This is a genomic window from Pseudomonas sp. NPDC089743 (assembly GCF_044748785.1).
Taxonomy (GTDB): domain Bacteria; phylum Pseudomonadota; class Gammaproteobacteria; order Pseudomonadales; family Pseudomonadaceae; genus Aquipseudomonas; species Aquipseudomonas putida_X.
This window is the reverse complement of record NZ_JBIVGS010000007.1, coordinates 176692-200263: the sequence shown is the minus strand read 5'-3', so window position 1 is coordinate 200263 and position 23572 is coordinate 176692. Positions and strand designations below refer to the sequence as shown.

Below are 23572 nucleotides of genomic sequence, written 5' to 3'. Positions count from 1 at the left end.
GTAAGGACCCCGTATGAGCCTGTCACTTCTCAGTCGCTACGCAGTGTTTGCCGCCTGTGTTCTGTTCACCCTGGCGAGCCTGCCGCTGCTCCACCACCAATGGCTGTGGCCATTCACCCTGACCACGGCCGTGCTCAGCCTGATCGGCCTGTTCGACCTGCTGCAGCGACGCCACGCGGTACGCCGCAACTACCCGATACTGGGCAACATCCGCTACCTGGTCGAGGGTATTCGCCCGGAGATCCGCCAGTACCTGCTGGAAGCCGACAGCGATGCCCTGCCCTTTTCCCGCGCGCAACGCTCGCTGGTGTACGCGCGGGCCAAGAACGAGGCGTCGGACAAACCCTTCGGTACGCTGATCGACGTGTACGAGTCCGGCTTCGAGTTCATCGGCCACTCCATGCGCCCGGCGCCGCTGGCCGACCCTGCAAGCTTTCGCATCCACATTGGCGGACCGCAGTGCAGCCAGCCGTATTCGGCATCGATCTTCAACATTTCTGCCATGAGCTTTGGCTGGCTGAGCGCCAATGCCATCCGCGCGCTCAACCAAGGGGCCAAGCTGGGCAACTTCCACCATGACACCGGCGAAGGCAGCATCAGCCCCTACCACCGCGAACACGGCGGCGACCTGGTGTGGGAGCTGGGCAGCGGCTACTTCGGCTGCCGTACGGCAGACGGGCGCTTCGACCCCGAGCGCTTTGCCGCCCAGGCGCGCAGCCCGCAGGTGCGGATGATCGAGATCAAGATGAGCCAGGGCGCCAAGCCCGGCCACGGCGGCATCCTGCCCAAGCACAAGGTAACCCAGGAAATTGCCGAGACCCGCGGTATTCTCATGGGTGAGGACTGCATTTCGCCATCGCGCCACAGCGCCTTCTCCACCCCCATCGAAATGATGCAGTTCATCGCTCAACTACGTGAGCTGTCCGGCGGCAAGCCGGTGGGCTTCAAGTTCTGCCTGGGCCACCCCTGGGAATTCATGGGCATCGCCAAGGCCATGCTGGAAACCGGCATCCTCCCCGACTTCATCGTGGTCGATGGCAAGGAAGGCGGTACCGGGGCGGCCCCCGTGGAGTTCACCGACCATATCGGCGTGCCGCTGCGCGAAGGGCTGCTGTTCGTGCACAACACCCTGGTGGGTCTGAACCTGCGCGACAAGATCAAGCTCGGCGCCAGCGGCAAGATCGTCAGCGCCTTCGACATCGCCAGCGTGCTGGCCATCGGTGCCGACTGGGCCAACTCAGCGCGCGGCTTCATGTTCGCCATCGGCTGCATTCAGTCGCAGAGCTGCCATACCAACAAGTGCCCCACTGGCGTCGCTACGCAAGACCCGCTGCGCCAGCGTGCGCTGGTGGTCCCGGACAAAGCCCAGCGGGTAGTGAATTTCCACCACAACACCTTGCGCGCCCTGGCAGAAATGCTCGCAGCGGCCGGCCTGGAACACCCGGCGCAACTGGAAGCCAAGCACTTGGTGCGGCGCACCTCGGCCACCGAAATCAAGCTGTTCTCACAAATGCATGTGTTCTTGAAACCGGGGGAGCTGCTCAATGGCGAGGTGAACGGGCAGTTCTATTCGCGGATGTGGCAACTGGCGCGGGCGGACAGCTTTGAGCCGCACGATGAGGTGGCGGCCTGAGCGAACGCGGGGGCCGCTTTGCAGCCCCTGCAGTTGCAGATCAGGAAGCGGAACTGGCTACCCCGTGTACTGCTTTGGGCGCCAGGCGCAACGTGTAGTACAGCACCGTCAGCAGTGCCAGGAACGCCGGCCCGATGTACAGCGCCACACGGGTATCCTCGAAGTACGCCATCAGGCCCACCACCAGTACCAGGAAGGCCAGTGCCAGGTAGGAGCTCAGCGGCCAAAGCCACATGCGGTACTTCAAGCCCGTGCGCTCGGCGGCCGATAGCCCGGCGCGGAACCTGAGCTGCGCCAGCAGGATCATCACCCAGGTCCAGATCGCGCCGAAGGTCGCGATCGATGTCACCCAGACGAACACCTTCTCCGGCACCAGGTAGTTGGCCAGCACACCCAGCAGCAAGGCGCCGATGGACAGCAGCAACGCGTTGCGTGGCACACCGCTTTTTGAAGTGCGCGCGAAGACAGCCGGCGCCTGGCCATTTTGCGCCAGGCTGTAGAGCATGCGCCCGGTGCTGAAGATACCGCCGTTGCAGGACGAAAGGGCGGCGGTGATCACCACGAAATTGATGATGCCGGCGGCAGTCTTGATACCCAGGCGCTCGAAGGTCATGACGAACGGGCTGCCCTGGCTGCCGATTTCATTCCACGGGTAGATCGACAGGATCACGAACAGGGCACCGACGTAGAACAGCAGAATGCGCCAGAACACCGAGCCAATGGCCTGCGGGATGGTTTTTTGCGGGTTGCGGGCTTCGCCGGCCGTCAGGCCGATCATTTCCACGCCCAGGTAGGCGAACATGACCATCTGCAACGACATCAGCACACCGGTCACGCCGTTGGGCATGAAGCCGCCGTTGCTCCACAGGTTGGAGATGCCGACTGCCACACCGTCGTTGCCCAGGCCGAAGGCGATGATGCCGATGCCGCCCAGGACCATGGCGATGATGGTGACGATCTTGATCAGGGCGAACCAGAATTCGAACTCGCCGAACGCCTTGACCGCGATCAGGTTCACCGCGCCCATGCTGCCCAGCGCCGCCAGGGCCCAGATCCAGCGCGGCACGTCCGGGAACCAGATGCCCATGTAGATCGCCACGGCGGTGATTTCCGCAACGCAGGTCACCAGCCACAGGAACCAGTAGTTCCAACCGGTCAGAAAGCCCGCCAACGGGCCAAGGTAGTCTTGGGCATAGCGGCTGAATGACCCGGCGACAGGGTTGTGCACGGCCATCTCGCCAAGGGCGCGCATGATCACCAGGATCGCCAGGCCCCCGATGATGTAGGACAGCATGATCGCAGGGCCGGCCATCTCAATGGCTTTGGCCGAACCGAGGAACAGACCGACGCCGATACAGGCGCCCAGCGCCATCAGGCGGATGTGCCGTTCGCCCAGTTCACGCTTGAGCGGGCCGCCTTGTGCGGTCTCGCCATGGGCAGGGTGGTTGCCGACTGGCATAGCAATACAACCTCATTTTGTTATTGGATTAGACCTTCGTGCAGCGCCGGCCATGCCGATAGGCGTGGCGTTGGCTTGCCAGGCTGGCCTTGTGGGCCGGCCCGTGTGCCGGTGTAGAGCGGCCCGGCAGGGCGAAGGGGCCGAGCAGTATAGGAAGCTCGCTGTAGGGCTTTTCACTATAAATAACCAAAAATTTGGAGAGAAACCCGCACGTCTGCTGCACCCTCCTGGCTCACCCCAGCTACCCCGGCAACAGGGTTGTACGAAAAAACCCACACCAAAGGCGCAGAGGGCACATGAGGTTTCTGCACTTTCTACAAATTTTTCACCTACTGCCTTCAACGTCTAAGCTTCAGACAAGCAAGACGAAAATACCTGGCCGGATTGAAGACTATGGGCGCACTGTGGCAATCGGAACCATCCAGAACGGAAGCACCCGAAACACCTCTGGCCGAGACGCCGCAGCCAAAGCCCCCACGTCAGCGTCGGCTTTGGTGGCGGCTGATCCTGCTGATCCTGCTGGTCGCGATCACCGCCATCGGCTTCGCCGCCTATGACGAGTTCCGTACATCGGACCTGCAGTCCCGCGAATTCAGCAAGCTGGCCAGCACCCTTACCTATTCGCTGCAGCCCGGCCCCAGTGATGCCATCGTCTACCCCGGCGAGGGGCCGTTCGACAAACGCCTGGGCTATAGCGCGCTGGGCGAGTTCCTGCCGCGGCTGCTCAAGCGCGACTACCTGATCAGCGAGCAGGTACGGTTTTCGCCTGCGTTGATGAACTACGTGGATCACGGCCTGTTCGCCCCCTACATCGAGAAAATCCAGGCCGGATTGTCGATCACCGATTGCCGCGGCGAGACGCTGTACCAGTACAACTACCCGCAATACCTGTACCCGAACTTCGCCGCAATCCCACCCGTGATGGTCAACAGCCTGCTGTTCATCGAAAACCGCGACCTGCTGGACCCGAAGGACCCGCAAAACAACCCGGCAGTCGATTGGCCGCGCTTCGCCAAGGCCGCCTACAGCCAGGTGGCCAAATACCTGGCCTTGCCCGGCCAGTCCGCCGGTGGCAGCACCCTGGCCACGCAGCTGGAAAAATACCGCCATTCACCGGACGGCCTGACTGTCTCCGGTGCCGAGAAGATCCGCCAGATGATTTCCGCCAGCGTCCGTGCCTATCAGGGCGGGCCTGATACCACCGAAGCCCGCCAGCGCATCGTGCGCGACTACCTCAACAGCGTGCCGCTGTCGGCGGTGCCCGGCCATGGCGAAGTGCATGGCATGGCCGAAGGCCTGCGTGTGTGGTACGGCGCCGATTTCGACCAGGTCAACCAGGCCCTCACCTCGACCGCAACAGACCCCGACAGCATGGCCGCACGCGGCTTGGCCCTGCGTCAGGTACTGTCGTTGATGATTGCCCAGCGCCGCCCCTCGCATTACCTGACCAAGGGCCGCGTCGAGCTGGCCGAACTCACCGATTCGCACATCCGCGTGCTCGCTGCCAACGGCATCATCGATCGCGCCCTGGCCGACGCAGCCTTGGCCAGCAAGGCGCTGTACCGGGACTGGGTGGCACAGCCAACCATCGTTCCGATCATCACCAACAAAGGCATCAGCCTGGCCCGGAACCGCCTGTCAGGCATGCTCAACCGCCCGCTGTATGACCTTGACCGCCTCGACCTCTCGGCAACGAGCACCTTGCAGGCCGACCTTCAGCTACAGGTCAGCCAGTACCTGAAGAACCTCTCCGACCCTGAATTCGCTGCACAGATTGGCCTGATCGGCGAGCGCCTGCTCACCAGCAAGACCACCGACCAGGTGCGCTACAGCTTCACCTTGTTCGAGCGCACTGCCGATGGCTCACGGGTGCGGGTGCAGACTGACAGCACCGACCAGCCCTTCGACATCAACGAAGGCAGCAAGCTTGAGCTGGGATCGACGGCCAAGCTGCGAGTGCTCACCACCTACCTGCAGATAATCGCCGAGCTGCACGACAAGTACGCCGGCATGCCAGCCGCCGAGTTGAAGAAGGTCGAGGTCGCCGAACTCGATCGCATCACCCAATGGTCGCTGGAATGGCTGGCGCAGAACAGCAAGAACCAGAGCCTGGATGCCATGCTCGACGCGGCGCTGGAGCGCAAGTACTCGGCCAACACCGGCGAAGCGTTCTTCACCGGCGGCGGCATGCACGTGTTCAACAACTTCCGCAAGGAGGACAACAGCCGCAACCCGACGCTCAAGGCAGCCCTGCGCGAGTCGATCAACCTGCCCTTCATTCGCCTGATGCGCGATCTGGTGCGCTATGTGACCTACCAACAGCCATTCAACCGCGTGCCACTGCTCAAGGACGATTCGGACCCGCGCCGCCAGGAATACCTGGCACGCTTTGCCGACAAGGAAGGCACCAGCTACCTGATGCGCTTCTGGCGCAAGTACCAGCGCAAAACCTCGCAGCAACGCCTGGATACCTTCCTCGACAGCATGCGCGTCACACCGCAGCGCCTGGCCGCAGTACACCGCTATCTGTTCCCGGCAGCGGGCCAGGAAACATTCAATGCTTTCGTGCGCGCGCACCTCAAGGAAGACAAGCGCGCCCTGAGCAAACTTACCGATGGCCGCCTGGCAGAGATGTACGAGGCCTACGGCCCAGGCAAATATGACCTGCCCGACCAAGGCTACATCGCCAAGGTTCACCCGCTGGACCTGTGGCTGCTCGGCTACCTGCTGAAGAACCCGAGCGCCTCAATCACAGAGATGGTCAATGCCAGCCGCTTCGAGCGTCAGGAAGTCTATGGCTGGTTGTTCAAGAGCCGCCATCAGGGTGCCCGCGACAGCCGTATCCGCACCATGGTGGAAATCGAAGCCTTCCTCGATATTCACCGGCGCTGGAAGGGCGTGGGTTACCCGTTCGACCACCTGGTGCCGTCGCTGGCCACCGCCATCGGCAGCTCCGGCGACCGGCCGGCGGCGCTTTCCGAGCTGGTCGGCATCATTCAGAACGACGGTGTGCGCCTGCCCACACTGCGCATCGATACGCTGCACTTCGCCGCCGATACGCCTTATGAAACCAAGCTGAGCAGCGACCCCGACCGTGGCCAGCGAATTCTCCCCGTGGAAGTCGCCCGGGCACTCAAGGGTGCCATGTCGCAAGTGGTCGACGCAGGCACGGCGCGGCGTATTTCCGGCAGCTTCAAGCTGCATGACGGCACCCCGCTGGTGATGGGCGGCAAGACCGGCACCGGCGACAACCGCATCGAAAGCTTCGGCGCCGGTGGCCGGTTGATCGGCTCGCGTTCGCTGAACCGCACCGCCACTTTCGTATTCTTCCTCGGTGACAACCACTTCGGCACGCTGACCGCATTCGTGCCCGGGCGCTCCGCAGAGGCGTTCAAGTTCACCTCGGCGCTGCCGGTGCAGGTGCTCAAGGGCATGGCGCCGATCCTCATGCCCTACCTTGAGCCTGGCAATCCGAACGCGTGCAAACCACCGAAGATTGCGATGCTCCCGAGTAACCCATCTAATATTTGAATGATAACCATCGGCATTTGACCGCTTGTGTTTAGATATATCTTGAGTAATATCTTGCGATATATCTAAACACACGGAGCCTCGCTGCCATGCGTGAACATTCCGCCCACGACCCTTTCGAGCGCCGGCCCGGCCGGGGTGAACGCGGCCCACGGGTATTCGCCCCCGGCGACCTGAAGCTGTTGATGCTGTCGCTGCTGGCCGAGCAACCTGGGCACGGCTATGACCTGATCCGCCAGATCGAGAACTTGTTCGATGGCAGCTACACGCCCAGCCCCGGGGTCATCTACCCCACCCTCAACTTTCTCGAGGAAGCGGAGCTGATCTACGGCCAGGTGCAAGGCAGCAAACGTCTCTACGCCATCACCCAAGCCGGTAGCGCCGCCCTGGCTGACCAGGCCGTGGCCCTGGACGGCGTGCGCATGCGCATCGAAGTCGGCAAGCGCGCCCTGCGTGGTCACGACCGCCCACCAGAAATTCACGAAGCCGTCGGCAACCTGCGCCACGCCCTGCATATGCACAGCGGCCGCTGGACACCGGAAGAAATCGAGCGGGTCCGCGCCCTGCTCAACGACACTGCCAAGGCCATCGCCGACGGGCCGGCCCCTGCTACGGAGAATCTCCATGAGTGACACCATCCACCGCGTCAATCACGAAATCCGCCAGCGTCGCCTGCAGGTGCTGCGGGTCACCGACCTGACCCCGCGCATGCGCCGCATCACCCTCACCGGCCCCGAGCTGCAAGGCTTCACCAGCCTGGGCAGTGACGACCATATCAAGCTGCTGTTCGCCGAAAACACCGAACAACAGCAGGCCATCGACGCCCGCAACATGGGCCGCGACGGCGGAGCGCGGCCCACCATGCGTGAGTACACGCCGCGGCGCATCGACCTGGCCAACCAGGAACTGGACATCGATTTCGTCCTGCACGGCGATGGCCCTGCATCCACTTGGGCCGCACAGGCTGAACCGGGGCAGACGCTGAACATTGCCGGGCCACGGGCTTCGATGGTGGTCCCGGACATCTTCGACAGCTACCTGCTCATTGGTGACGAAACAGCGATTCCGGCCATCGGCCGTCGCCTTGAAGAACTGCCGGCAGGCCGGCGGGTACTGGCGATCATCCAGATCGAAGATGAGCAGGAGCGCCAAGCGCTGCCGAGCAAGGCTGAGGTTGAAGTGATCTGGGTGAAGCGGGATGAGGATCTACTCGCGCTGGTGCAGGGGTTGAGCTTGCCTGAGGGCAAGCTGTACAGCTGGGTGGCACTGGAGAAATCGCTGACCCGGCAGGCCAAGGCGCTGCTGCTGGAGAAGGGTGCCCCCGAAGATGCCCTCAAAGCGGCTGCCTATTGGCGGGCAGAAGGCACAGCGGACGACGAGTGACCTGTGTTGTCAGGCCCGGTCCTTTCGCGGTTTCACCCGCGAAGGGGCCTGCACCGGCCTGGCAAGCCAGCGCCCGCGCCAACAATCGAGCCCGAGCAATACCAACGCAATGGCCCAAAACCCGGCCAGCACGCCCAGAGCATTGAGCATGACCTGCCCGTAGCCAAGGCTTGCAACGTCTATGAACGGATACGGGTAAACCCCGATCTCACTCCCCCGCCACAGTGCATAGCCAAAGTACACCGCCGGGTACAGCGCCCACGGCCCCAGGTGCCAGAGCCGCAAATGCCCCTTGGGCACGGCGAACCACCAGTACACAACGTAAAGCGCCGGCATCACATCGTGCAGCAGTTCGTCCGCCAGCCATTGCCAACCCTGGGGTTGCCACAGGTGCCGCAGCAGCACGCTGTAGGCCAGCGCCACCAGCACGATGCTGGCGGTCACAGCGGAACTTACCGAAGGCGAAAGGAACAAGCGCTTGGCGCGCGATTCCCGCCCGAACGCCGCATAGCTGAGCACCGTCGCCACCAGGGTATTGGTCAACACCGTGAAATAGCCGAACACATTGATCAGCCCGCCGATCAGGCTCGCCGCTTCCTGCCAGCGCGCCAGCAGCACCAGGTAGACCTGCACAGCAAGGCCCAACCAGCCAAGCACTGCGGCCAGGGTCAGCCAGGGATGACGCGGCATCTCAGGCGTTGCGCTGCAGTTTCACGTACAGCTGCTCGACCTTCTCCCGGGCCCAGGGCGTCTTGCGCAGGAAGGTCAGGCTCGACTTGATGCTCGGGTCGCTCTTGAAGCAGCGCACATCCACGCGTTCGGCCAGGCCCTGCCATTGGTAGTGCGCCACCAGCTCGGTGAGGATCTGCTCGAGGGTCTTGCCGTGCAGCGCATTGTGGTTGGCCGTGCTCATGCCAGTACTCCCGCGGATAAAAAGATGCGCACATTACACGAGTGTAGTGATGAAGGGGGCGCAGCACTGCCATTACAAAAACCACTGGCAAGCGGTGAAACCTCTGTGCTGAAATAGCGACGTTATATAGTAACAATATATTACCTCTGCCAAGGACCGCTACTTTCCATGTTGTGCTCTCCCCTACGCCTCTCTCCGCTCGCCGTTGCGCTTTTGCTCGTCTCATCACCCAGCCAGGCTGTTGAGCTCGATCCCCAGGTCATCACTGCCAACCCTCTGGGCAACCGCGAACTGGCTGCTCCCACCACCGTGCTCGAAGGCGACGACCTGCTGCAGCAGCAGCACGGAAGCTTGGGCGAAACCCTCAACAAACAGCCCGGCGTCGCCTCCACCTGGTTTGGCCCAGGCGCCAGCCGCCCGGTGATTCGCGGCCTGGACGGTGACCGTATCCGCATCCTGCGCAACGGCGTCGGCGCCCTCGACGCTTCGGCGCTGTCTTACGACCATGCCGTGCCACTGGACCCGGTCACCGTCGAGCGCGTCGAAATCGTCCGGGGCCCCGCCGCCCTGCTCTACGGCGGCAACGCCATCGGTGGGGTGGTCAATACCTTCGACAACCGCATCCCCGATGCGCCCATCGAGGGTATTCACGGTGCCGGCGAACTACGCTACGGCGGTGCCGATACCACGCGCAGCAGTGCCGGCAAACTGGAAGCCGGTGACGGCACCTTCGCCCTGCACCTGGATGCCAACAGCCGCCAGTTCAACGACCTGCGCATCCCGGGCTACGCCCGCAGTTCCAAGGTGCGTGACGCTGACGAGCCCGGCAGCAAGCACCGCCTGGAAAACAGCGACGGTCGCCAGGATGGCGGCGCAGTGGGCGGGTCCTACCACTGGGATCACGGCTATGCGGGCCTGTCCTACAGCCGCTACGACAGTAACTACGGCTCAGTGGCCGAGTCCGGCGTGCGCCTGGACATGAAGCAGGATCACTACGGCTTCGCCTCGGAACTGCGTGACCTCGATGGCCCCTTCAGCTCGGTCAAGCTCGATGCCGGTTACACCGATTACGAGCACAGCGAAATCGAAGAAGGCGAAGTGCACACCACCTTCAAGAACAAGGGCTATGAGGCGCGGATCGAGGCCAGGCACCAACCGATCGGCCCTGTGGAAGGCGTGATCGGCGCCCAGGTCAGTCGCAACGAATTCTCGGCGCTGGGTGAAGAAGCCTTCGTGCCGCACACCGATACCGATAGCCTGGCGTTGTTCATGCTCGAGCAATGGCAGGCCACCGAACGGCTCAACCTGAGCCTGGGTGCGCGCCTGGAACACACCCGCGTCGACCCGGATGCCAAAGGCAACGAAAACTTCGTCGATGCCGACAGCGCCAGCAGCTTCAATGCCCTGAGCCTGTCGTCGGGGGCGGTGTATCAACTCGACCCGGTCTGGGCGCTCGCTGCAAACGTCGGTTACACCGAGCGGGCCCCGACCTTCTACGAGCTTTACGCAAACGGCGCCCACGTCGCCACCGGGGCTTATGAAGTCGGCGACGCCAGCCTGAACAAGGAAAAAGCCCTCTCCGCCGACCTGGCGCTGCGCTTCGACAATGGCACCCACAAGGGCAGCGTCGGGGTGTTCTACAGCCACTTTCGCAACTACATCGGCCTGATTGGCACGGGCACCCTGCGCGAGGGCCATGACCACGATGATGGCGACGACGACCATGATCACGACGATGGCGGCTTCCCTGAGTATCAGTACCGGGGCGTACGGGCGCGCTTCTACGGGGTCGAAGCCCAGGACCGCTGGCAGTTGGTCGAAAACCGCTACGGCAGTTTCGCCCTGGAGCTGTCGGGCGACTATACCCGTGCCAAGAACCTCGACAGCGGCGAGCCGCTGCCGCGCATCGCGCCGTTGCGCCTGAACAGCGCACTGGTCTGGGAACGGGACCGCTGGCAGGCGCGTGTGGATGTGCAGCATGCCGCGTCGCAGCATCGCAAGCCGGCGAACGAGACCAGCACCGAGGGTTACACCACCCTGGGCGCGAGTGTCGGCTATCGCTTCGATATCGGCCAGAGCCAGTGGCTGGCGTTCGTGCGCGGTGAAAACCTGACGGATCAGACCGTGCGTTACGCCAGTTCGATTCTGCGCGATATCGCGCCGGCGCCGGGGCGCAGCGTCGAAGTGGGCCTGCGTACAACCTTCTGACCACCTAGGGGCGCGCTGCGCCCCTTTCCCTCACTGTTACCGCTGCGACAATAATCCACTGCGACAATTTGTCTTTTTTTCTTACAAGTTCCCCTATATCCTCCCCGCCGCAAGCTGAATCGCTTCACTTACCTCACCTGTCGCCATTTCCATCGAAGAGCTCGCTCATCGGTGCGCTTGCCGTTTTTTCGACAATCAAAAGATAGCGCTATCTCATGTTCTCACTGCCCAACATTCGCTACACCGGCACCGCTCTGCTTGCCATGACCGCCTGTTTTACGTCCACCACCAGCGCCAGTGAAATGTTCGCCAGCGACTCGCCATGGATGCTGGGTGACTGGGGCGGCACCCGCAGCGAACTGCTGGAAAAAGGCTACGACTTCAACCTCGGCTACACCGGCGAGATGGGCAGCAACCTGCACGGCGGCTACGACCATGATCGCACCGCGCGTTACAGCGACCAGTTCACCTTTGGCAGCCACCTGGACCTGGAAAAGATCCTGGGCTGGCAAGACACCGAACTGCAGCTGACCATCACCGGACGCCACGGGGACAATATCAGCAACGACCGCATCAACGACCCGCGGGTCGGCGGCTTCACTTCAGCCCAGGAAGTCTGGGGCCGCGGTGAAACCTGGCGGCTGACCCAGATGTGGATCAGGCAGAAATACTTCGATGGCGCCCTGGACGTGAAATTCGGCCGCTTCGGTGAAGGCGAGGACTTCAACAGCTTCCCGTGCGACTTCCAGAACCTGGCCTTCTGCGGCTCGCAGGTGGGCAACTGGGTTGGCGGCATCTGGTACAACTGGCCCGTCAGCCAGTGGGCGCTGCGCGTGCGCTACAACATCAACGACGCGCTCTACGCTCAGGTCGGCGTGTTCGAACAAAACCCCTCCAACCTGGAATCTGGCAACGGTTTCAAACTCAGCGGCAGCGGTACCCAGGGTGCCGTAATGCCGATCGAACTGGTGTGGAGCCCGCGGGTCAATGGCCTGAAAGGGGAATATCGCGCCGGGTACTACTACAGTAATGCCAAGGCACAGGATGTTCTGAAGGACAGCGACGGCCGGCCGGCCGCCATCAGTGGCGCCACCTACCGCAGCAGTTCGAGCAAGCACGGCCTGTGGATCGGTGCCCAGCAGCAGGTTACCTCGCTGGCCACTGACCAGTCGCGCGGCCTGAGCCTGTTCGCCAATGCCACAGTGCACGACAAGAAGACCAATGCCATCGACAACTATGTGCAGGCAGGACTGGTATACAAGGGCCCCTTCGATGCCCGCGCCAAGGACGACATCGGTTTCGCCCTCGCCCGCGTGCACGTCAACCCCGCCTACCGCAAGAACGCCCGCCTGGCCAACCAGGCAGCCGGCCTTTACGACTACGACAATCCCGGTTACCTGCCCGTGCAGGACACCGAGTACAGCGCTGAACTCTATTACGGCATTCACTTGGCCGACTGGCTCACGGTGCGCCCGAACCTGCAGTACATCCGCCATCCGGGCGGGGTGTCGCAGGTGGACGATGCCCTGATCGGCGGCCTGAAGATCCAAAGCACTTTCTGACAACCCTTCACCTAACGGAGAACATACGATGAGCACTGACGGTGCCAAGAATGGAAGCCGCTGGCTACCGCGCCTGATAGGCGTACTGCTGCTATTGATGGGCCTGGCGTTGCTGGCGGGCGGTATCAAGCTCAGCCAGCTCGGCGGGTCACTTTATTACCTGATCGCCGGTATCGGCTTCGCCGTGGCGGGCGCACTGCTGCTGGCTCAGCGCCGGCTTGCCCTGGGCCTGTACGGCCTGGTGCTGCTGGGCAGCACGGCCTGGGCACTGCTGGAGGTGGGCCTGGACTGGTGGCAACTGGTGCCACGCCTGGCCATCTGGTTCGCCATCGGCGTTGTGCTGCTGCTGCCTTGGGCACGCCGCCCGCTGACCGGGCCGGGCAACAAGGCCAATACCGCCCTGCTCAGCGTTGCCGTGCTCGCCTCGGGCGCTTGCGCGCTGGGCAGCCAGTTCACCCACCCGGGTGAAGTGTTTGGCGAACTGGGCCGCGACAACAGCGAAATGGGCAGTGCCGCCCCCGCGATGCCCGACGGCGACTGGCAAGCCTATGGCCGCACCGAGCATGGTGACCGTTATTCGCCGCTGCGCCAGATCACCCCGCAAAATGCCTACCGCCTGGAAGAAGCCTGGCGCATCCGCACCGGTGACCTGCCAACGGACAACGACCCGGTCGAGTTGACCAACGAAAACACGCCGCTGAAGGCCAACGGCATGCTGTACGCCTGCACCGCCCACAGCAAGGTGCTGGCCCTGGACCCGGACACCGGCGCCGAGATCTGGCGCTACGACCCGCAGATCAAGAGCCCGGTGGGTACCTTCAAGGGCTTCGCCCACATGACTTGCCGCGGCGTTTCGTATTATGACGAGAACAACTACGTCAGCCGCGATGGCAGCCCGGCGCCGAAAGTCTCCGACGCAGGCCAGGCTGTCGCTCAAGCCTGCCCGCGCCGCCTCTACCTGCCGACGGCCGACGCCCGCCTGATCGCCATCAATGCCGACAACGGCAAAGTCTGCGAAGGCTTCGCCAACCAGGGCGCGATCGACCTGACTACCGGTATCGGGCCGTTCACTGCCGGCGGTTATTACTCCACCTCGCCGGTGGCGATCACCCGCAGCCTGGTGATCATCGGCGGCCATGTCACCGACAACGAGTCGACCAACGAGCCCTCCGGCGTGATCCGCGCCTACGACGTGCACGATGGTCGCCTGGTCTGGAACTGGGACAGCAACAACCCCGAAGACACCCAGCCACTGGCCCCGGGCAAGACCTACAGCCGCAACTCGGCCAACATGTGGTCGCTGGCCAGCGTCGATGAAGACCTGGGCATGGTCTACCTGCCGCTGGGCAACCAGACACCCGACCAGTATGGCGCCAACCGCACCCCGGGTGCAGAGAAGTACAGCGCTGGCGTGGTGGCCCTGGACCTTGCCACCGGCAAGGCGCGCTGGAACTACCAGTTCACTCACCACGACCTGTGGGACATGGACGTCGGCAGCCAGCCAACCTTGGTTCACCTGAAGACCAAGGAAGGCGTCAAGCCCGCGATCATCGTACCGACCAAGCAGGGCAGCCTGTACGTACTCGACCGTCGTGATGGTACCCCCATCGTGCCGATCCGTGAGATCCCGGTGCCGCAAGGTGCGGTCAAGGGTGACCACACTGCACCGACCCAAGCCCGCTCCGACCTCAACCTGCTGGGCCCGGACCTGACTGAACAGGCCATGTGGGGCGCCACGCCGTTCGATCAGATGCTATGCCGTATCCAGTTCCGTGAACTGCGCTACGAGGGCCAGTACACGCCACCGTCCGAGCAAGGCTCGTTGGTATACCCAGGCAACGTCGGCGTGTTCAACTGGGGCAGCGTCTCGGTCGACCCGGTGCGCCAACTGCTGTTCACCTCGCCGAACTACATGGCCTTCGTGTCGAAGATGGTGCCGCGCGAACAGGTTGCCGCCGGCAGCAAGCGCGAAAGTGAAACCAGCGGCGTTCAGCCCAACACTGGCGCGCCTTACGCCGTGATCATGCACCCGTTCATGTCGCCGCTGGGCGTTCCGTGCCAGGCGCCGGCCTGGGGTTACGTGGCAGCCATCGATCTGTTCACCAACAAGGTGGTGTGGAAGCGCAAGAACGGCACCACCCGTGACAGCACGCCGATTCCGATCGGCCTGCCGGTGGGTGTGCCGAGCATGGGCGGCTCGATCGTCACTGCCGGTGGTGTGGGCTTCCTCAGCGGCACGCTGGACCAGTACCTGCGTGCGTATGACGTGAACAATGGCAAGGAGCTGTGGAAAGCCCGCCTGCCAGCGGGTGGCCAGGCCACGCCGATGACGTACACCGGCAAGGACGGCAAGCAGTACGTGCTGATCGTCGCCGGCGGCCACGGTTCCCTGGGCACCAAAATGGGCGATTACATCATCGCTTACAAACTGGCCGAGTAAGCTGCAAGCGGCAAGCTGCAAGCTACAAGCTACAAGCGAGAGCGGGGCCTGCGCGGTCCCGCTTTTTTCTTGCAGCTTGAAGCTTGAAGCTTGAAGCTTGAAGCTTGAAGCTTGAAACCCATGAGCCAGCGCCCCATCTAAGCACCATAGCCATTCACGCAGGTGCCCCATGAGCGACCAGCAGGATTTTCCGGAACAACCCGACGAAAACAGCGAAATTGAACACCTTGAGGGTCAGGCCCAAAGCGCGCCTGGCCACGCACTAGCCCTGCCCGGCCAGCAATTGCCAGACAAGGTCTACGTGATTCCGATTCACAACCGCCCGTTCTTCCCCGCACAAGTACTGCCGGTCATCGTCAACGAAGAACCCTGGGCCGAAACCCTCGATCTGGTGGCCAAGACACCGGATCACTGCCTCGCCCTGTTCTTCATGGACACCCCGCCCGAAGATCACCGCCATTTCGACACCGCGGCCTTGCCCGAGTACGGCACCCTGGTCAAGGTGCACCATGCCAGCCGCGAAAACGGCAAACTGCAGTTCGTCGCCCAGGGCCTGACTCGCGTGCGCATCCGCACCTGGCTCAAGCACCATCGCCCGCCTTATCTGGTCGAAGTCGAATACCCACGCCAGCCAAGCGAGCCGACCGACGAGGTCAAGGCCTACGGTATGGCCCTGATCAACGCGATCAAGGAACTGCTGCCGCTCAACCCGCTGTACAGCGAAGAGCTGAAGAACTACCTCAACCGCTTCAGCCCCAACGACCCATCGCCTCTTACCGACTTTGCCGCCGCCCTCACCTCCGCCACCGGCAACCAGTTGCAGGAAGTGCTCGATTGCGTGCCCATGCTCAAACGCATGGAAAAGGTCTTGCCGATGCTGCGCAAAGAGGTCGAGGTCGCACGCCTGCAGAATGAGATTTCGGCCGAGGTCAACCGGCAGATCGGCGAGCACCAGCGCGAATTCTTCCTCAAGGAACAGCTCAAGGTCATCCAGCAAGAGCTTGGCCTGACCAAGGACGACCGCAGTGCCGACCTCGAACAGTTCCAACAGCGCCTGCAAGGCAAGACCCTGCCAGAGCAGGCCAAAAAGCGCATCGATGAAGAAATGGCCAAGCTGGCCATCCTTGAAACCGGCTCCCCCGAGTACGCCGTCACCCGCAACTACCTGGATTGGGCCAGTGCCCTGCCCTGGGGCGTATACGGCAAGGACAAGCTCGACCTCAAGCATGCGCGCAAGGTGCTCGACCAGCATCACGCGGGCCTCGATGACATCAAGGAACGCATTCTGGAGTTCCTCGCCGTGGGCGCCTGGAAGGGCGAGATCAGTGGTTCGATCGTCCTGCTGGTGGGCCCGCCTGGCGTGGGCAAGACCAGCATCGGCAAATCCATCGCCGAATCGCTCGGCCGCCCGTTCTACCGGTTCAGTGTCGGCGGCATGCGCGACGAGGCCGAGATCAAGGGGCACCGGCGCACCTACATCGGCGCCCAGCCAGGCAAGCTGGTGCAGGCGCTGAAAGATGTCGAGGTGATGAACCCGGTAATCATGCTCGACGAAATCGACAAGATGGGCCAGAGCTATCAGGGCGACCCGGCCTCGGCGCTGCTCGAAACCCTGGACCCAGAACAGAACGTCGACTTCCTCGACCATTACCTGGACTTGCGCCTGGACCTGTCCAAGGTATTGTTCGTGTGTACCGCCAACACGCTGGACTCGATCCCCGGCCCACTGCTCGACCGTATGGAAGTGATCCGCCTGTCCGGCTACATCACCGAAGAGAAGCTGGCCATCGCCAAGCGCCACCTTTGGCCCAAACAGCTGGAAAAGGCCGGCGTGGCCAAGACCAGCCTGGCCATCAGCGATAGCGCCCTGCGCGCCGTGATCGAGGGCTATGCCCGCGAAGCCGGCGTCCGCCAGCTGGAAAAACAGCTGGGCAAACTGGTGCGCAAGGCGGTGATCAAGCTCTTGGATGCCCCGGATGCCAAGCTCAAGATCGGCACCAAGGACCTGGAGGCCGCACTCGGCATACCTGTGTTCCGCAGTGAGCAGGTGCTGGCAGGCAAAGGCGTGATTACCGGCCTTGCCTGGACCAGCATGGGTGGCGCGACCCTGCCGATCGAGGCAACCCGCATCCACACGCTCAATCGCGGCTTCAAGCTCACCGGCAAGCTGGGTGATGTGATGAAGGAGTCTGCCGAGATCGCCTACAGCTACGTCAGCTCCAACCTCAAGCAATTCGGCGGCGATCCGGCGTTCTTCAACGAAGCCTTCGTTCACCTGCACGTGCCGGAAGGTGCCACGCCCAAGGATGGCCCGAGCGCCGGTATCACCATGGCCAGCGCACTGCTCTCGCTGGCCCGTGACCAGGCACCGAAAAAAGGGGTGGCCATGACCGGCGAGCTGACCCTCACCGGCCAGGTCCTGCCGATTGGTGGCGTACGCGAAAAGGTCATCGCGGCGCGGCGGCAGAAGATCTTCGAACTGATCCTGCCCGAGCCCAACCGCGGGGATTTCGAAGAATTGCCTGACTACCTGCGTGAAGGGCTGACCGTACACTTCGCCAAGCGCTTTGCCGACGTGGCCAAAGTGCTGTTCTGACCCGCGACGGCCCCATCGCCTGTAAGGCCACCCCCGGTATTCCAATTGTTTGTGGTTCAGTGGAGTACCGGTGGGGGCCGACTTGCAGGCGGTGAGGCCGGCACTGACAACACAAAACCCCTCTCTGTTCGGTTATCCTCAGGCCTTCGCCAGCCTCTGGAGCCACCATGACTGCCCCTCGTCTGCTCGTTCCCCTGAGCCTTGCCCTGCTCACCGCCTGCGCCCAGCAGCCCAGGCACACCGTCGAACTTGACGCTGAAAGTGAATGCCCCCAGCGCCTCAAGATCGGCCAGCCGCTCACCCTGACCCTGCCCAGTAATCCCTCCACCGGCTACCGCTGGCTGGTGCAGAACCCGGCCTCGAACATCTTGCGCAGCCTTGGCCCCGAGGTTTACAGCGCGCCCGAGGACGCCGGCATCGTCGGCAGCGCGGGCTTATCCACCTGGCGCTTCGAAGCCCGCGCCGCCGGCGAAGGCCATCTGGTGCTGGTCTATCAGCAGCCCTGGGCCCCGGAAGTTCGGCCGGTGCAGACCTTCGATTGCGCGGTGCGGGTCGACTGAACGCACAGCGCTGGTCAGCCGACCATGCATCCTTGGCACGGTTTGGCTAGAATGCCGGCCCTGCCAATCGTCAGCCGCCTGGATTCACCGTGAGCAAACAACCCGACCGCCTTTTCTCCCAGCCTCTGGAGCAAGTTCCCGACTTCGTGTTCAACGAAGACGTGGTGCGTGTGTTCCCGGACATGATCAAGCGCTCGGTGCCCGGTTACCCGACCATCGTCGAGAACCTTGGTGTGCTGGCCGCGCGCTTCGCCCAGCCTGATACCGCTTTGTATGACCTCGGCGCATCGCTGGGCGCCGTTACCCAGGCGCTGCGCCGCCATGTGCGCAGCGAGGGCTGCCGGGTCATCGCCGTGGACAACTCCGCCGCCATGGTCGAGCGCTGCCGCCAGTACCTCACCGCGCAGGACTCGATGTTCCAGGAACTGCTGCCGGTTCAGGTACTGGAGGCCGACATACTGGCCCTGCCCTTCGAGCCCGCCTCGGTCGTGGCGATGAACTTCACCCTGCAGTTCATCGCCCCGGAACAGCGCCTGGCGTTGCTTGGCCGCATCCGTCAGGCACTGCTGCCCGGTGGCGCACTGATCCTCTCGGAAAAGCTGCGTTTCGCCGATGACCAAGAGCAGGATCTGCTCAATGAACTGCACCTGGACTTCAAACGTGCCAATGGCTACAGCGAACTGGAAATCGCCCAGAAGCGCAGCGCCATCGAGAACGTGATGAAGCCCGACACCCTGCACACCCACACCGAGCGCCTGCACGCGGCAGGCTTCAGCAAGGTGGTGCCGTGGTTCCAATGCCTTAATTTCGCCTCGCTGATAGCCCTGCCATGATCGATCTGTCCCCTCTCGTCCGCCGCCTGGCGGGCACCCCACTGGCTTGCTGGTCGCAAGGCCTGCAAGCGCAACTTCAAGCCAAGCTGGAGAAAGGCCACGGCGATCTCGAGCGCTGGCGCGGTGCGCTGGACGCCCTGCCGGCACTGCTGCCAAGCGAAATCGACCTGGTCGACGGCCTGCGGCTGGACTGTGACTGCGACGATGCCACCCGCGCGCAGATGCGCCAGGCCCTGATGGGCCTGTCGCCTTGGCGCAAAGGGCCGTTCGACCTGTTCGGCGTGCATGTCGACACGGAGTGGCGCTCGGACTGGAAGTGGTCGCGCGTGGCTCCGCACCTGAACCTGCAGGGCAAGCGTGTGCTCGATGTGGGTTGCGGCAACGGCTATTACCAATGGCGCATGCTCGGTGCAGGCGCCGACATGGTCATCGGCGTTGACCCCAATTGGCTGTTTTTCTGCCAGTTCCAGGCCGTGCAGCGGTACCTGCCCGATTTGCCGGCCTGGCACCTGCCGTTTGCGCTGGAAGAGCTGCCAGCCAACCTGGAAGGTTTCGACACGGTCTTTTCCATGGGGGTGTTCTACCATCGCCGCTCCCCCATCGAGCACCTGCTGGCGCTCAAGGACTGCCTGGTCAAAGGGGGTGAGCTGGTACTGGAGACGCTGGTGGTCGAGGGCGACGAGCAGCAGGTACTGGTGCCTGAAGACCGCTATGCGCAGATGCGCAACGTCTGGTACCTGCCATCGGTACCGGCGCTGGAGCGCTGGTTGCGCCGTGCGGGTTTCAGCGATGTGCGCTGTGTGGATGTCAGTGTGACCAGTGTGGAGGAGCAGCGCAGCACCGAGTGGATGCGCTACCAGTCGCTGGGGGACTTCCTCGACCCGCACGACCACAGCAAGACCATTGAGGGATTGCCCGCCCCACGCCGCGCCACCCTGTTGGCGCGCAAATGAAGGCTTTGCGCAGCGTCATGCCAGTCAGTTGCTAACCGCCCTATCGCCGGCAAGCCGGCTCCCACAGGTAAGGCGCAAACCTCAAGAACTGCGCTGTACCTGTGGGAGTTGGCTTGCCGACGATAGGGCCGCAGAGCGGCCCCAAACTGCCTGACTGACTGGCACTAATCTTGGGCCACCAAGGCCGCCACAGATCCAGCGCAAACCTCAAGAACTGCGCTGTACCTGTAGGAGCTGGCTTGCCGGCGATAGGGCCGCAGAGCGGCCCCAAACTGCCTGACTGACGGCACTAACCCCTGCACCGTCCGCAAACAGCCACGCAGCGATGATCAGCGCGAAGCTGCAACGATCAGCGCCTTCATCTCTGCCACCGCCGCCTTGAAACCTACGAACAGTGCATGGGCCACCAAGGCGTGGCCAATGTTCAATTCATTGATGCCCTTGATTGCCGCCACCGCCTCGACGTTGTGGTAATGCAGACCATGGCCGGCATTGACGATCAGCCCCTGGCCGACGCCAAAAGCGACGCCATCGACGATCCTCTTGAGCTCCTCAGCCACCTCAGTCGGCGTTTGAGCATCGGCATAACGGCCGGTGTGCAATTCGATCGCCGGGGCCCCGACGCGGCGGGATGCCTCGATCTGCCGCTCGTCGGCGTCGATGAACAGCGACACTTCAGCGCCAGTGCGCGACAGGCGCTCTACCGCTGCCTTGATCCGTGCCTCCTGGCCAGCCACGTCGAGGCCGCCCTCTGTGGTCAGTTCCTGGCGTGTTTCAGGCACCAGGCAGATGTGTGCCGGGCGAATCTTCTCGGCGAACGCCATCATCTCTTCAGTGACGCCCATCTCGAAATTCATGCGGGTTTGCAACACGTCCTTGAGCAACACCACATCGCGCTCCTGGATATGCCGGCGGTCTTCGCGCAGGTGCACGGTGATGCCATCGGCGCCTGCTTCTTCGGCATCCAGCGCAGCCTTGACCGGGTCCGGATAGCGTGTGCCGCGGGCCTGGCGCAAGGTAGCCACGTGGTCGATGTTGACGCCGAGAAGCATACGGTTGCTTTGAGTCACGAAAGGCTCTCCTGAAGATTTAGCCCCACAGCATACGACGTGCTCAGCGCTTGCGAAACAGTTCCCGACTGACCAGCGGTTTTGGCCCCAGATGGACCGCCAGCGCCTGACGCATCAGGCGCTTGGCCGCCAGCAGAGCACCAGGTGCATCCCAGTCCGCCTGGGCGAGGGCCAACAGCTGCGCGCCATTGAACAAACCAGGCTGCACCAGGTAAACGCGCTCAAGGCCGGCATCGACCTGCAAGCGGTAAAGCCCATCAGCCTCGATAGGCTCGTCGCTGACGTCGTGGTCAAGCGCAAAGGCGTAACCCAGGTCTTCCAGCAGGCGCCACTCGAAGGAGCGCAGCAGGGGCTCCAACGGCCGCCCGGCGGCCAGGGCCTGCAGGGTCAGTGCGTAGTGCTCAAAAAGTTCGGGTTGTGGTGCCTCGGCAGGCAGCAGGCGCATCAGCAGCTCATTGAGGTAGAGGCCGCTGAACAGTGCATCGCCATGCAGCCAGGCAGCGACGCCCATGCTGTCCAGGCGCCCGACGTTCTTGAGCTCACTGCGCCCGCGCAGTTCCACTTCCAGCGGCACGAACGGCCGCACCAGGCTGCCACCCTTGCCCCGTGCTCGGCGCAACACCGCGCGCACGCGCCCTTGCGGCGTGAAAAAGTCCACCAGCGCGCTGGTTTCCTTATAGGCACGGCTGTGCAGCACGTAGGCTGGTTGGCCGACAGGTTGTTCCATGAAGTGTGGCCTGAAAGCAAAGCGGCCCGGAGAGATCCGGGCCACTGGAAGGGTTACAGGTCGCCGTAGCCCAGCGAGCGCAGTGCGCGCTCGTCATCGGACCAGCCGCCTTTGACCTTGACCCAGAGGTTGAGCATGACCTTGGCGTCGAACAGGGTTTCCATGTCCTTGCGGGCGTCGGAGCCGATGCGTTTGATGCGCTCGCCCTTGTCGCCAATGATGATCTTCTTCTGGCCGTCACGTTCAACCAGGATCAGCGCATGGATGTGCAGCACATGACCCTGCTGCTTGAACTCCTCGATCTCCACGGTGATCTGGTAGGGCAACTCAGCACCCAGCTGGCGCATGATTTTCTCACGCACCAGTTCAGCGGCCAGGAAACGGCTGCTGCGGTCGGTGATCTGGTCTTCCGGGAAGAAGTGATCGTTTTCCGGCAGGTGCTTGGCGATCAGCGCCTCCAGTGCGTCGAGGTTGTGACCTTGCTGGGCAGAGATGGGTACCACCTCGGCATTGGGCAGTTGCTCCTGCAGCCACTGCAGGTGCGGGATCAGCTCGGCTTTCTCGTCCATGCGGTCGGTTTTGTTGACGGCAATGATCAGCGGGCCGGTCACGTACTGAACGCGTTCGAGCACCAGTTGGTCCTCATCGGTCCAGCGCGTACGGTCAACCACGAAGATCACCACATCGACGTCCTTGAGGGCCGCCGAGGCATTGCGGTTCATGTAGCGGTTCAAGGCCTTGTCGTTGGCCTTGTGCATGCCGGGGGTATCGACATAGATCGCCTGCACATCACCCTCGGTCTTGATGCCGAGCATGTTGTGGCGGGTAGTCTGTGGCTTGCGCGAGGTGATCGCCAGCTTCTGGCCGAGGATATGGTTGAGCAAGGTGGACTTGCCCACGTTGGGGCGGCCGACGATGGCCACGTAACCGCAGCGGGTCGGATTGTTCTCAGTCATTGCCATTCTCCACGCCCAGGGCGATCAATGCGGCGGCGGCGGCGACTTGCTCGGCAATACGCCGGCTCACGCCCTGGCCACGGCTCTTGTTGTTCAGCAGCACCACTTCGCATTCGACGAAGAAGGTACGGCAGTGCGGTTCGCCCTGGATGTCCACCACCTCGTAGCGAGGCAGCTCACAGCTACGCGACTGCAGAAACTCCTGCAGGCGGGTTTTCGGGTCTTTGTTGGTATCGACCAGGGTCAGGCTTTCGAACTCGTCGGTCAGCCAGGCCAGCACGCGCTCGCGGGCGGTCTGCATGTCGGCATCAAGATAGATGGCGCCGATCAGGGCTTCGAGGGCGTCGGCCAGGATCGACTCGCGGCGGAAACCGCCGCTCTTGAGCTCACCGGAGCCCAGGCGCAGGTACTCACCCAGGTCGAAACCACGGGCCAGACGGGCCAGGGTCTCACCCTTGACCAGACGGGCACGCAAGCGCGACAACTGCCCTTCGCGGGCCTGCGGGAAGCGCTCGAACAGCGCCTCGCCGGCCACGAAGTTGAGAATGGCATCGCCAAGAAACTCCAGGCGCTCATTGTTGCGCCCGGCGTAGCTGCGATGGGTCAGGGCCAGCACCATCTGGTCCTGGTCTTTGAAGGTGTAACCGAGCTTGCGCTCGAGACGGGCAAGGGAAGCGCTCATGCAGCCACCCGCTGGTTGTTCAACGCGTTGTTCAAATCAACATCCTGAAAGACTGTTTGGCTGTGG

18 protein-coding genes are annotated in these 23572 nt (G+C 63.1%); 11 read left to right on the top strand and 7 right to left on the bottom strand.

The window, feature by feature from the left end:
* The first annotated feature begins 13 nt into the window (after positions 1-13).
* On the top strand, positions 14-1633 hold the full coding sequence (locus ACIPZC_RS15145; RefSeq protein ID WP_400627781.1) for an FMN-binding glutamate synthase family protein: 1620 nt from the start codon (positions 14-16) through the stop codon (positions 1631-1633).
* Between the two features lie 40 nt (positions 1634-1673).
* Here ACIPZC_RS15145 and ACIPZC_RS15140 read toward each other — a convergent pair whose 3' ends face one another.
* Complete coding sequence (locus ACIPZC_RS15140; protein ID WP_400627779.1) at positions 1674-3092, bottom strand: amino acid permease; 1419 nt, start codon at positions 3090-3092, stop codon at positions 1674-1676.
* A 393-nt stretch (positions 3093-3485) separates the two neighbouring features.
* Between ACIPZC_RS15140 and ACIPZC_RS15135 the strand changes: the two genes are divergently transcribed.
* From ACIPZC_RS15135 to ACIPZC_RS15125, 3 genes are all read left to right on the top strand, one after another.
* The gene (locus tag ACIPZC_RS15135; RefSeq protein ID WP_400627777.1) at positions 3486-6623 is read left to right on the top strand and encodes a transglycosylase domain-containing protein; all 3138 of its coding nucleotides are present in this window, start codon (positions 3486-3488) and stop codon (positions 6621-6623) included.
* A gap of 89 nt (positions 6624-6712) precedes the next feature.
* Entirely contained in the window at positions 6713-7255 is a 543-nt protein-coding gene (locus tag ACIPZC_RS15130; protein WP_241804849.1) for a PadR family transcriptional regulator, read from the top strand.
* Entirely contained in the window at positions 7248-8006 is a 759-nt protein-coding gene (locus tag ACIPZC_RS15125; RefSeq protein WP_400627775.1) for a siderophore-interacting protein, read from the top strand. The genes ACIPZC_RS15130 and ACIPZC_RS15125 overlap by 8 nt, the downstream gene beginning before the upstream one ends.
* A 9-nt stretch (positions 8007-8015) precedes the next feature.
* Here the strand turns inward: ACIPZC_RS15125 and ACIPZC_RS15120 are convergent, their stop codons facing one another.
* Together ACIPZC_RS15120 and ACIPZC_RS15115 are read right to left on the bottom strand one after the other, a co-directional pair.
* Entirely contained in the window at positions 8016-8696 is a 681-nt protein-coding gene (locus ACIPZC_RS15120) for a Pr6Pr family membrane protein (RefSeq protein ID WP_400627773.1), read from the bottom strand.
* Between the two features lies 1 nt (position 8697).
* Positions 8698-8919, bottom strand: a complete 222-nt coding sequence (locus tag ACIPZC_RS15115; RefSeq protein WP_012313003.1) for a VF530 family DNA-binding protein — start codon at positions 8917-8919, stop codon at positions 8698-8700.
* Positions 8920-9087: 168 nt separating this feature from the next.
* Here ACIPZC_RS15115 and ACIPZC_RS15110 point away from each other — a divergent pair, with 168 nt between their 5' ends.
* From ACIPZC_RS15110 to cmoB, 7 genes are all read left to right on the top strand, one after another.
* Complete coding sequence (locus ACIPZC_RS15110; protein ID WP_400627771.1) at positions 9088-11127, top strand: TonB-dependent receptor; 2040 nt, start codon at positions 9088-9090, stop codon at positions 11125-11127.
* A gap of 215 nt (positions 11128-11342) precedes the next feature.
* On the top strand, positions 11343-12689 hold the full coding sequence (locus ACIPZC_RS15105; RefSeq protein WP_400627769.1) for a carbohydrate porin: 1347 nt from the start codon (positions 11343-11345) through the stop codon (positions 12687-12689).
* Positions 12690-12717: 28 nt separating this feature from the next.
* Entirely contained in the window at positions 12718-15129 is a 2412-nt protein-coding gene (locus tag ACIPZC_RS15100) for a glucose/quinate/shikimate family membrane-bound PQQ-dependent dehydrogenase (RefSeq protein WP_241804845.1), read from the top strand.
* A 169-nt stretch (positions 15130-15298) separates the two neighbouring features.
* Entirely contained in the window at positions 15299-17725 is a 2427-nt protein-coding gene (gene lon / locus ACIPZC_RS15095; RefSeq protein WP_400627767.1) for an endopeptidase La, read from the top strand.
* Between the two features lie 167 nt (positions 17726-17892).
* A complete protein-coding gene (locus ACIPZC_RS15090) occupies positions 17893-18285 on the top strand; it encodes a protease inhibitor I42 family protein (RefSeq protein ID WP_267821355.1) in 393 nt (130 codons plus the stop codon).
* A gap of 89 nt (positions 18286-18374) precedes the next feature.
* Positions 18375-19118, top strand: coding sequence for a carboxy-S-adenosyl-L-methionine synthase CmoA (gene cmoA / locus ACIPZC_RS15085; protein WP_241804842.1), 744 nt, complete (start codon positions 18375-18377; stop codon positions 19116-19118).
* The gene (cmoB, locus tag ACIPZC_RS15080; protein ID WP_241804841.1) at positions 19115-20071 is read left to right on the top strand and encodes a tRNA 5-methoxyuridine(34)/uridine 5-oxyacetic acid(34) synthase CmoB; all 957 of its coding nucleotides are present in this window, start codon (positions 19115-19117) and stop codon (positions 20069-20071) included. Before cmoA ends, cmoB begins: the two co-directional genes overlap by 4 nt.
* A 329-nt stretch (positions 20072-20400) precedes the next feature.
* Here the strand turns inward: cmoB and pdxJ are convergent, their stop codons facing one another.
* The 4 genes from pdxJ to rnc all read right to left on the bottom strand — a co-directional run bounded on the left by pdxJ (position 20401) and on the right by rnc (position 23506).
* Positions 20401-21123: a pyridoxine 5'-phosphate synthase gene (pdxJ, locus tag ACIPZC_RS15075; protein ID WP_372490472.1), complete on the bottom strand. Its 723-nt coding sequence runs from the start codon at positions 21121-21123 to the stop codon at positions 20401-20403.
* A 61-nt stretch (positions 21124-21184) separates the two neighbouring features.
* A complete protein-coding gene (gene recO / locus ACIPZC_RS15070; RefSeq protein ID WP_400627764.1) occupies positions 21185-21868 on the bottom strand; it encodes a DNA repair protein RecO in 684 nt (227 codons plus the stop codon).
* Between the two features lie 53 nt (positions 21869-21921).
* Positions 21922-22824: a GTPase Era gene (gene era, locus ACIPZC_RS15065; RefSeq protein WP_046787792.1), complete on the bottom strand. Its 903-nt coding sequence runs from the start codon at positions 22822-22824 to the stop codon at positions 21922-21924.
* Positions 22817-23506, bottom strand: coding sequence for a ribonuclease III (rnc, locus tag ACIPZC_RS15060; RefSeq protein ID WP_012312992.1), 690 nt, complete (start codon positions 23504-23506; stop codon positions 22817-22819). Before rnc ends, era begins: the two co-directional genes overlap by 8 nt.
* Positions 23507-23572 lie beyond the last annotated feature (66 nt).

Excerpts from the sequence above, each read along its gene's own strand:
- ACIPZC_RS15145 (WP_400627781.1), top strand. The coding sequence starts at position 14 with ATGAGCCTGTCACTTCTCAGTCGCTACGCAGTGTTTGCCGCCTGTGTT.
- ACIPZC_RS15140 (WP_400627779.1), bottom strand. The coding sequence starts at position 3,092 with ATGCCAGTCGGCAACCACCCTGCCCATGGCGAGACCGCACAAGGCGGC.
- ACIPZC_RS15135 (WP_400627777.1), top strand. The coding sequence starts at position 3,486 with ATGGGCGCACTGTGGCAATCGGAACCATCCAGAACGGAAGCACCCGAA.
- ACIPZC_RS15130 (WP_241804849.1), top strand. The coding sequence starts at position 6,713 with ATGCGTGAACATTCCGCCCACGACCCTTTCGAGCGCCGGCCCGGCCGG.
- ACIPZC_RS15125 (WP_400627775.1), top strand. The coding sequence starts at position 7,248 with ATGAGTGACACCATCCACCGCGTCAATCACGAAATCCGCCAGCGTCGC.
- ACIPZC_RS15120 (WP_400627773.1), bottom strand. The coding sequence starts at position 8,696 with ATGCCGCGTCATCCCTGGCTGACCCTGGCCGCAGTGCTTGGCTGGTTG.
- ACIPZC_RS15115 (WP_012313003.1), bottom strand. The coding sequence starts at position 8,919 with ATGAGCACGGCCAACCACAATGCGCTGCACGGCAAGACCCTCGAGCAG.
- ACIPZC_RS15110 (WP_400627771.1), top strand. The coding sequence starts at position 9,088 with ATGTTGTGCTCTCCCCTACGCCTCTCTCCGCTCGCCGTTGCGCTTTTG.
- ACIPZC_RS15105 (WP_400627769.1), top strand. The coding sequence starts at position 11,343 with ATGTTCTCACTGCCCAACATTCGCTACACCGGCACCGCTCTGCTTGCC.
- ACIPZC_RS15100 (WP_241804845.1), top strand. The coding sequence starts at position 12,718 with ATGAGCACTGACGGTGCCAAGAATGGAAGCCGCTGGCTACCGCGCCTG.
- lon (WP_400627767.1), top strand. The coding sequence starts at position 15,299 with ATGAGCGACCAGCAGGATTTTCCGGAACAACCCGACGAAAACAGCGAA.
- ACIPZC_RS15090 (WP_267821355.1), top strand. The coding sequence starts at position 17,893 with ATGACTGCCCCTCGTCTGCTCGTTCCCCTGAGCCTTGCCCTGCTCACC.
- cmoB (WP_241804841.1), top strand. The coding sequence starts at position 19,115 with ATGATCGATCTGTCCCCTCTCGTCCGCCGCCTGGCGGGCACCCCACTG.
- pdxJ (WP_372490472.1), bottom strand. The coding sequence starts at position 21,123 with ATGCTTCTCGGCGTCAACATCGACCACGTGGCTACCTTGCGCCAGGCC.
- recO (WP_400627764.1), bottom strand. The coding sequence starts at position 21,868 with ATGGAACAACCTGTCGGCCAACCAGCCTACGTGCTGCACAGCCGTGCC.
- era (WP_046787792.1), bottom strand. The coding sequence starts at position 22,824 with ATGACTGAGAACAATCCGACCCGCTGCGGTTACGTGGCCATCGTCGGC.
- rnc (WP_012312992.1), bottom strand. The coding sequence starts at position 23,506 with ATGAGCGCTTCCCTTGCCCGTCTCGAGCGCAAGCTCGGTTACACCTTC.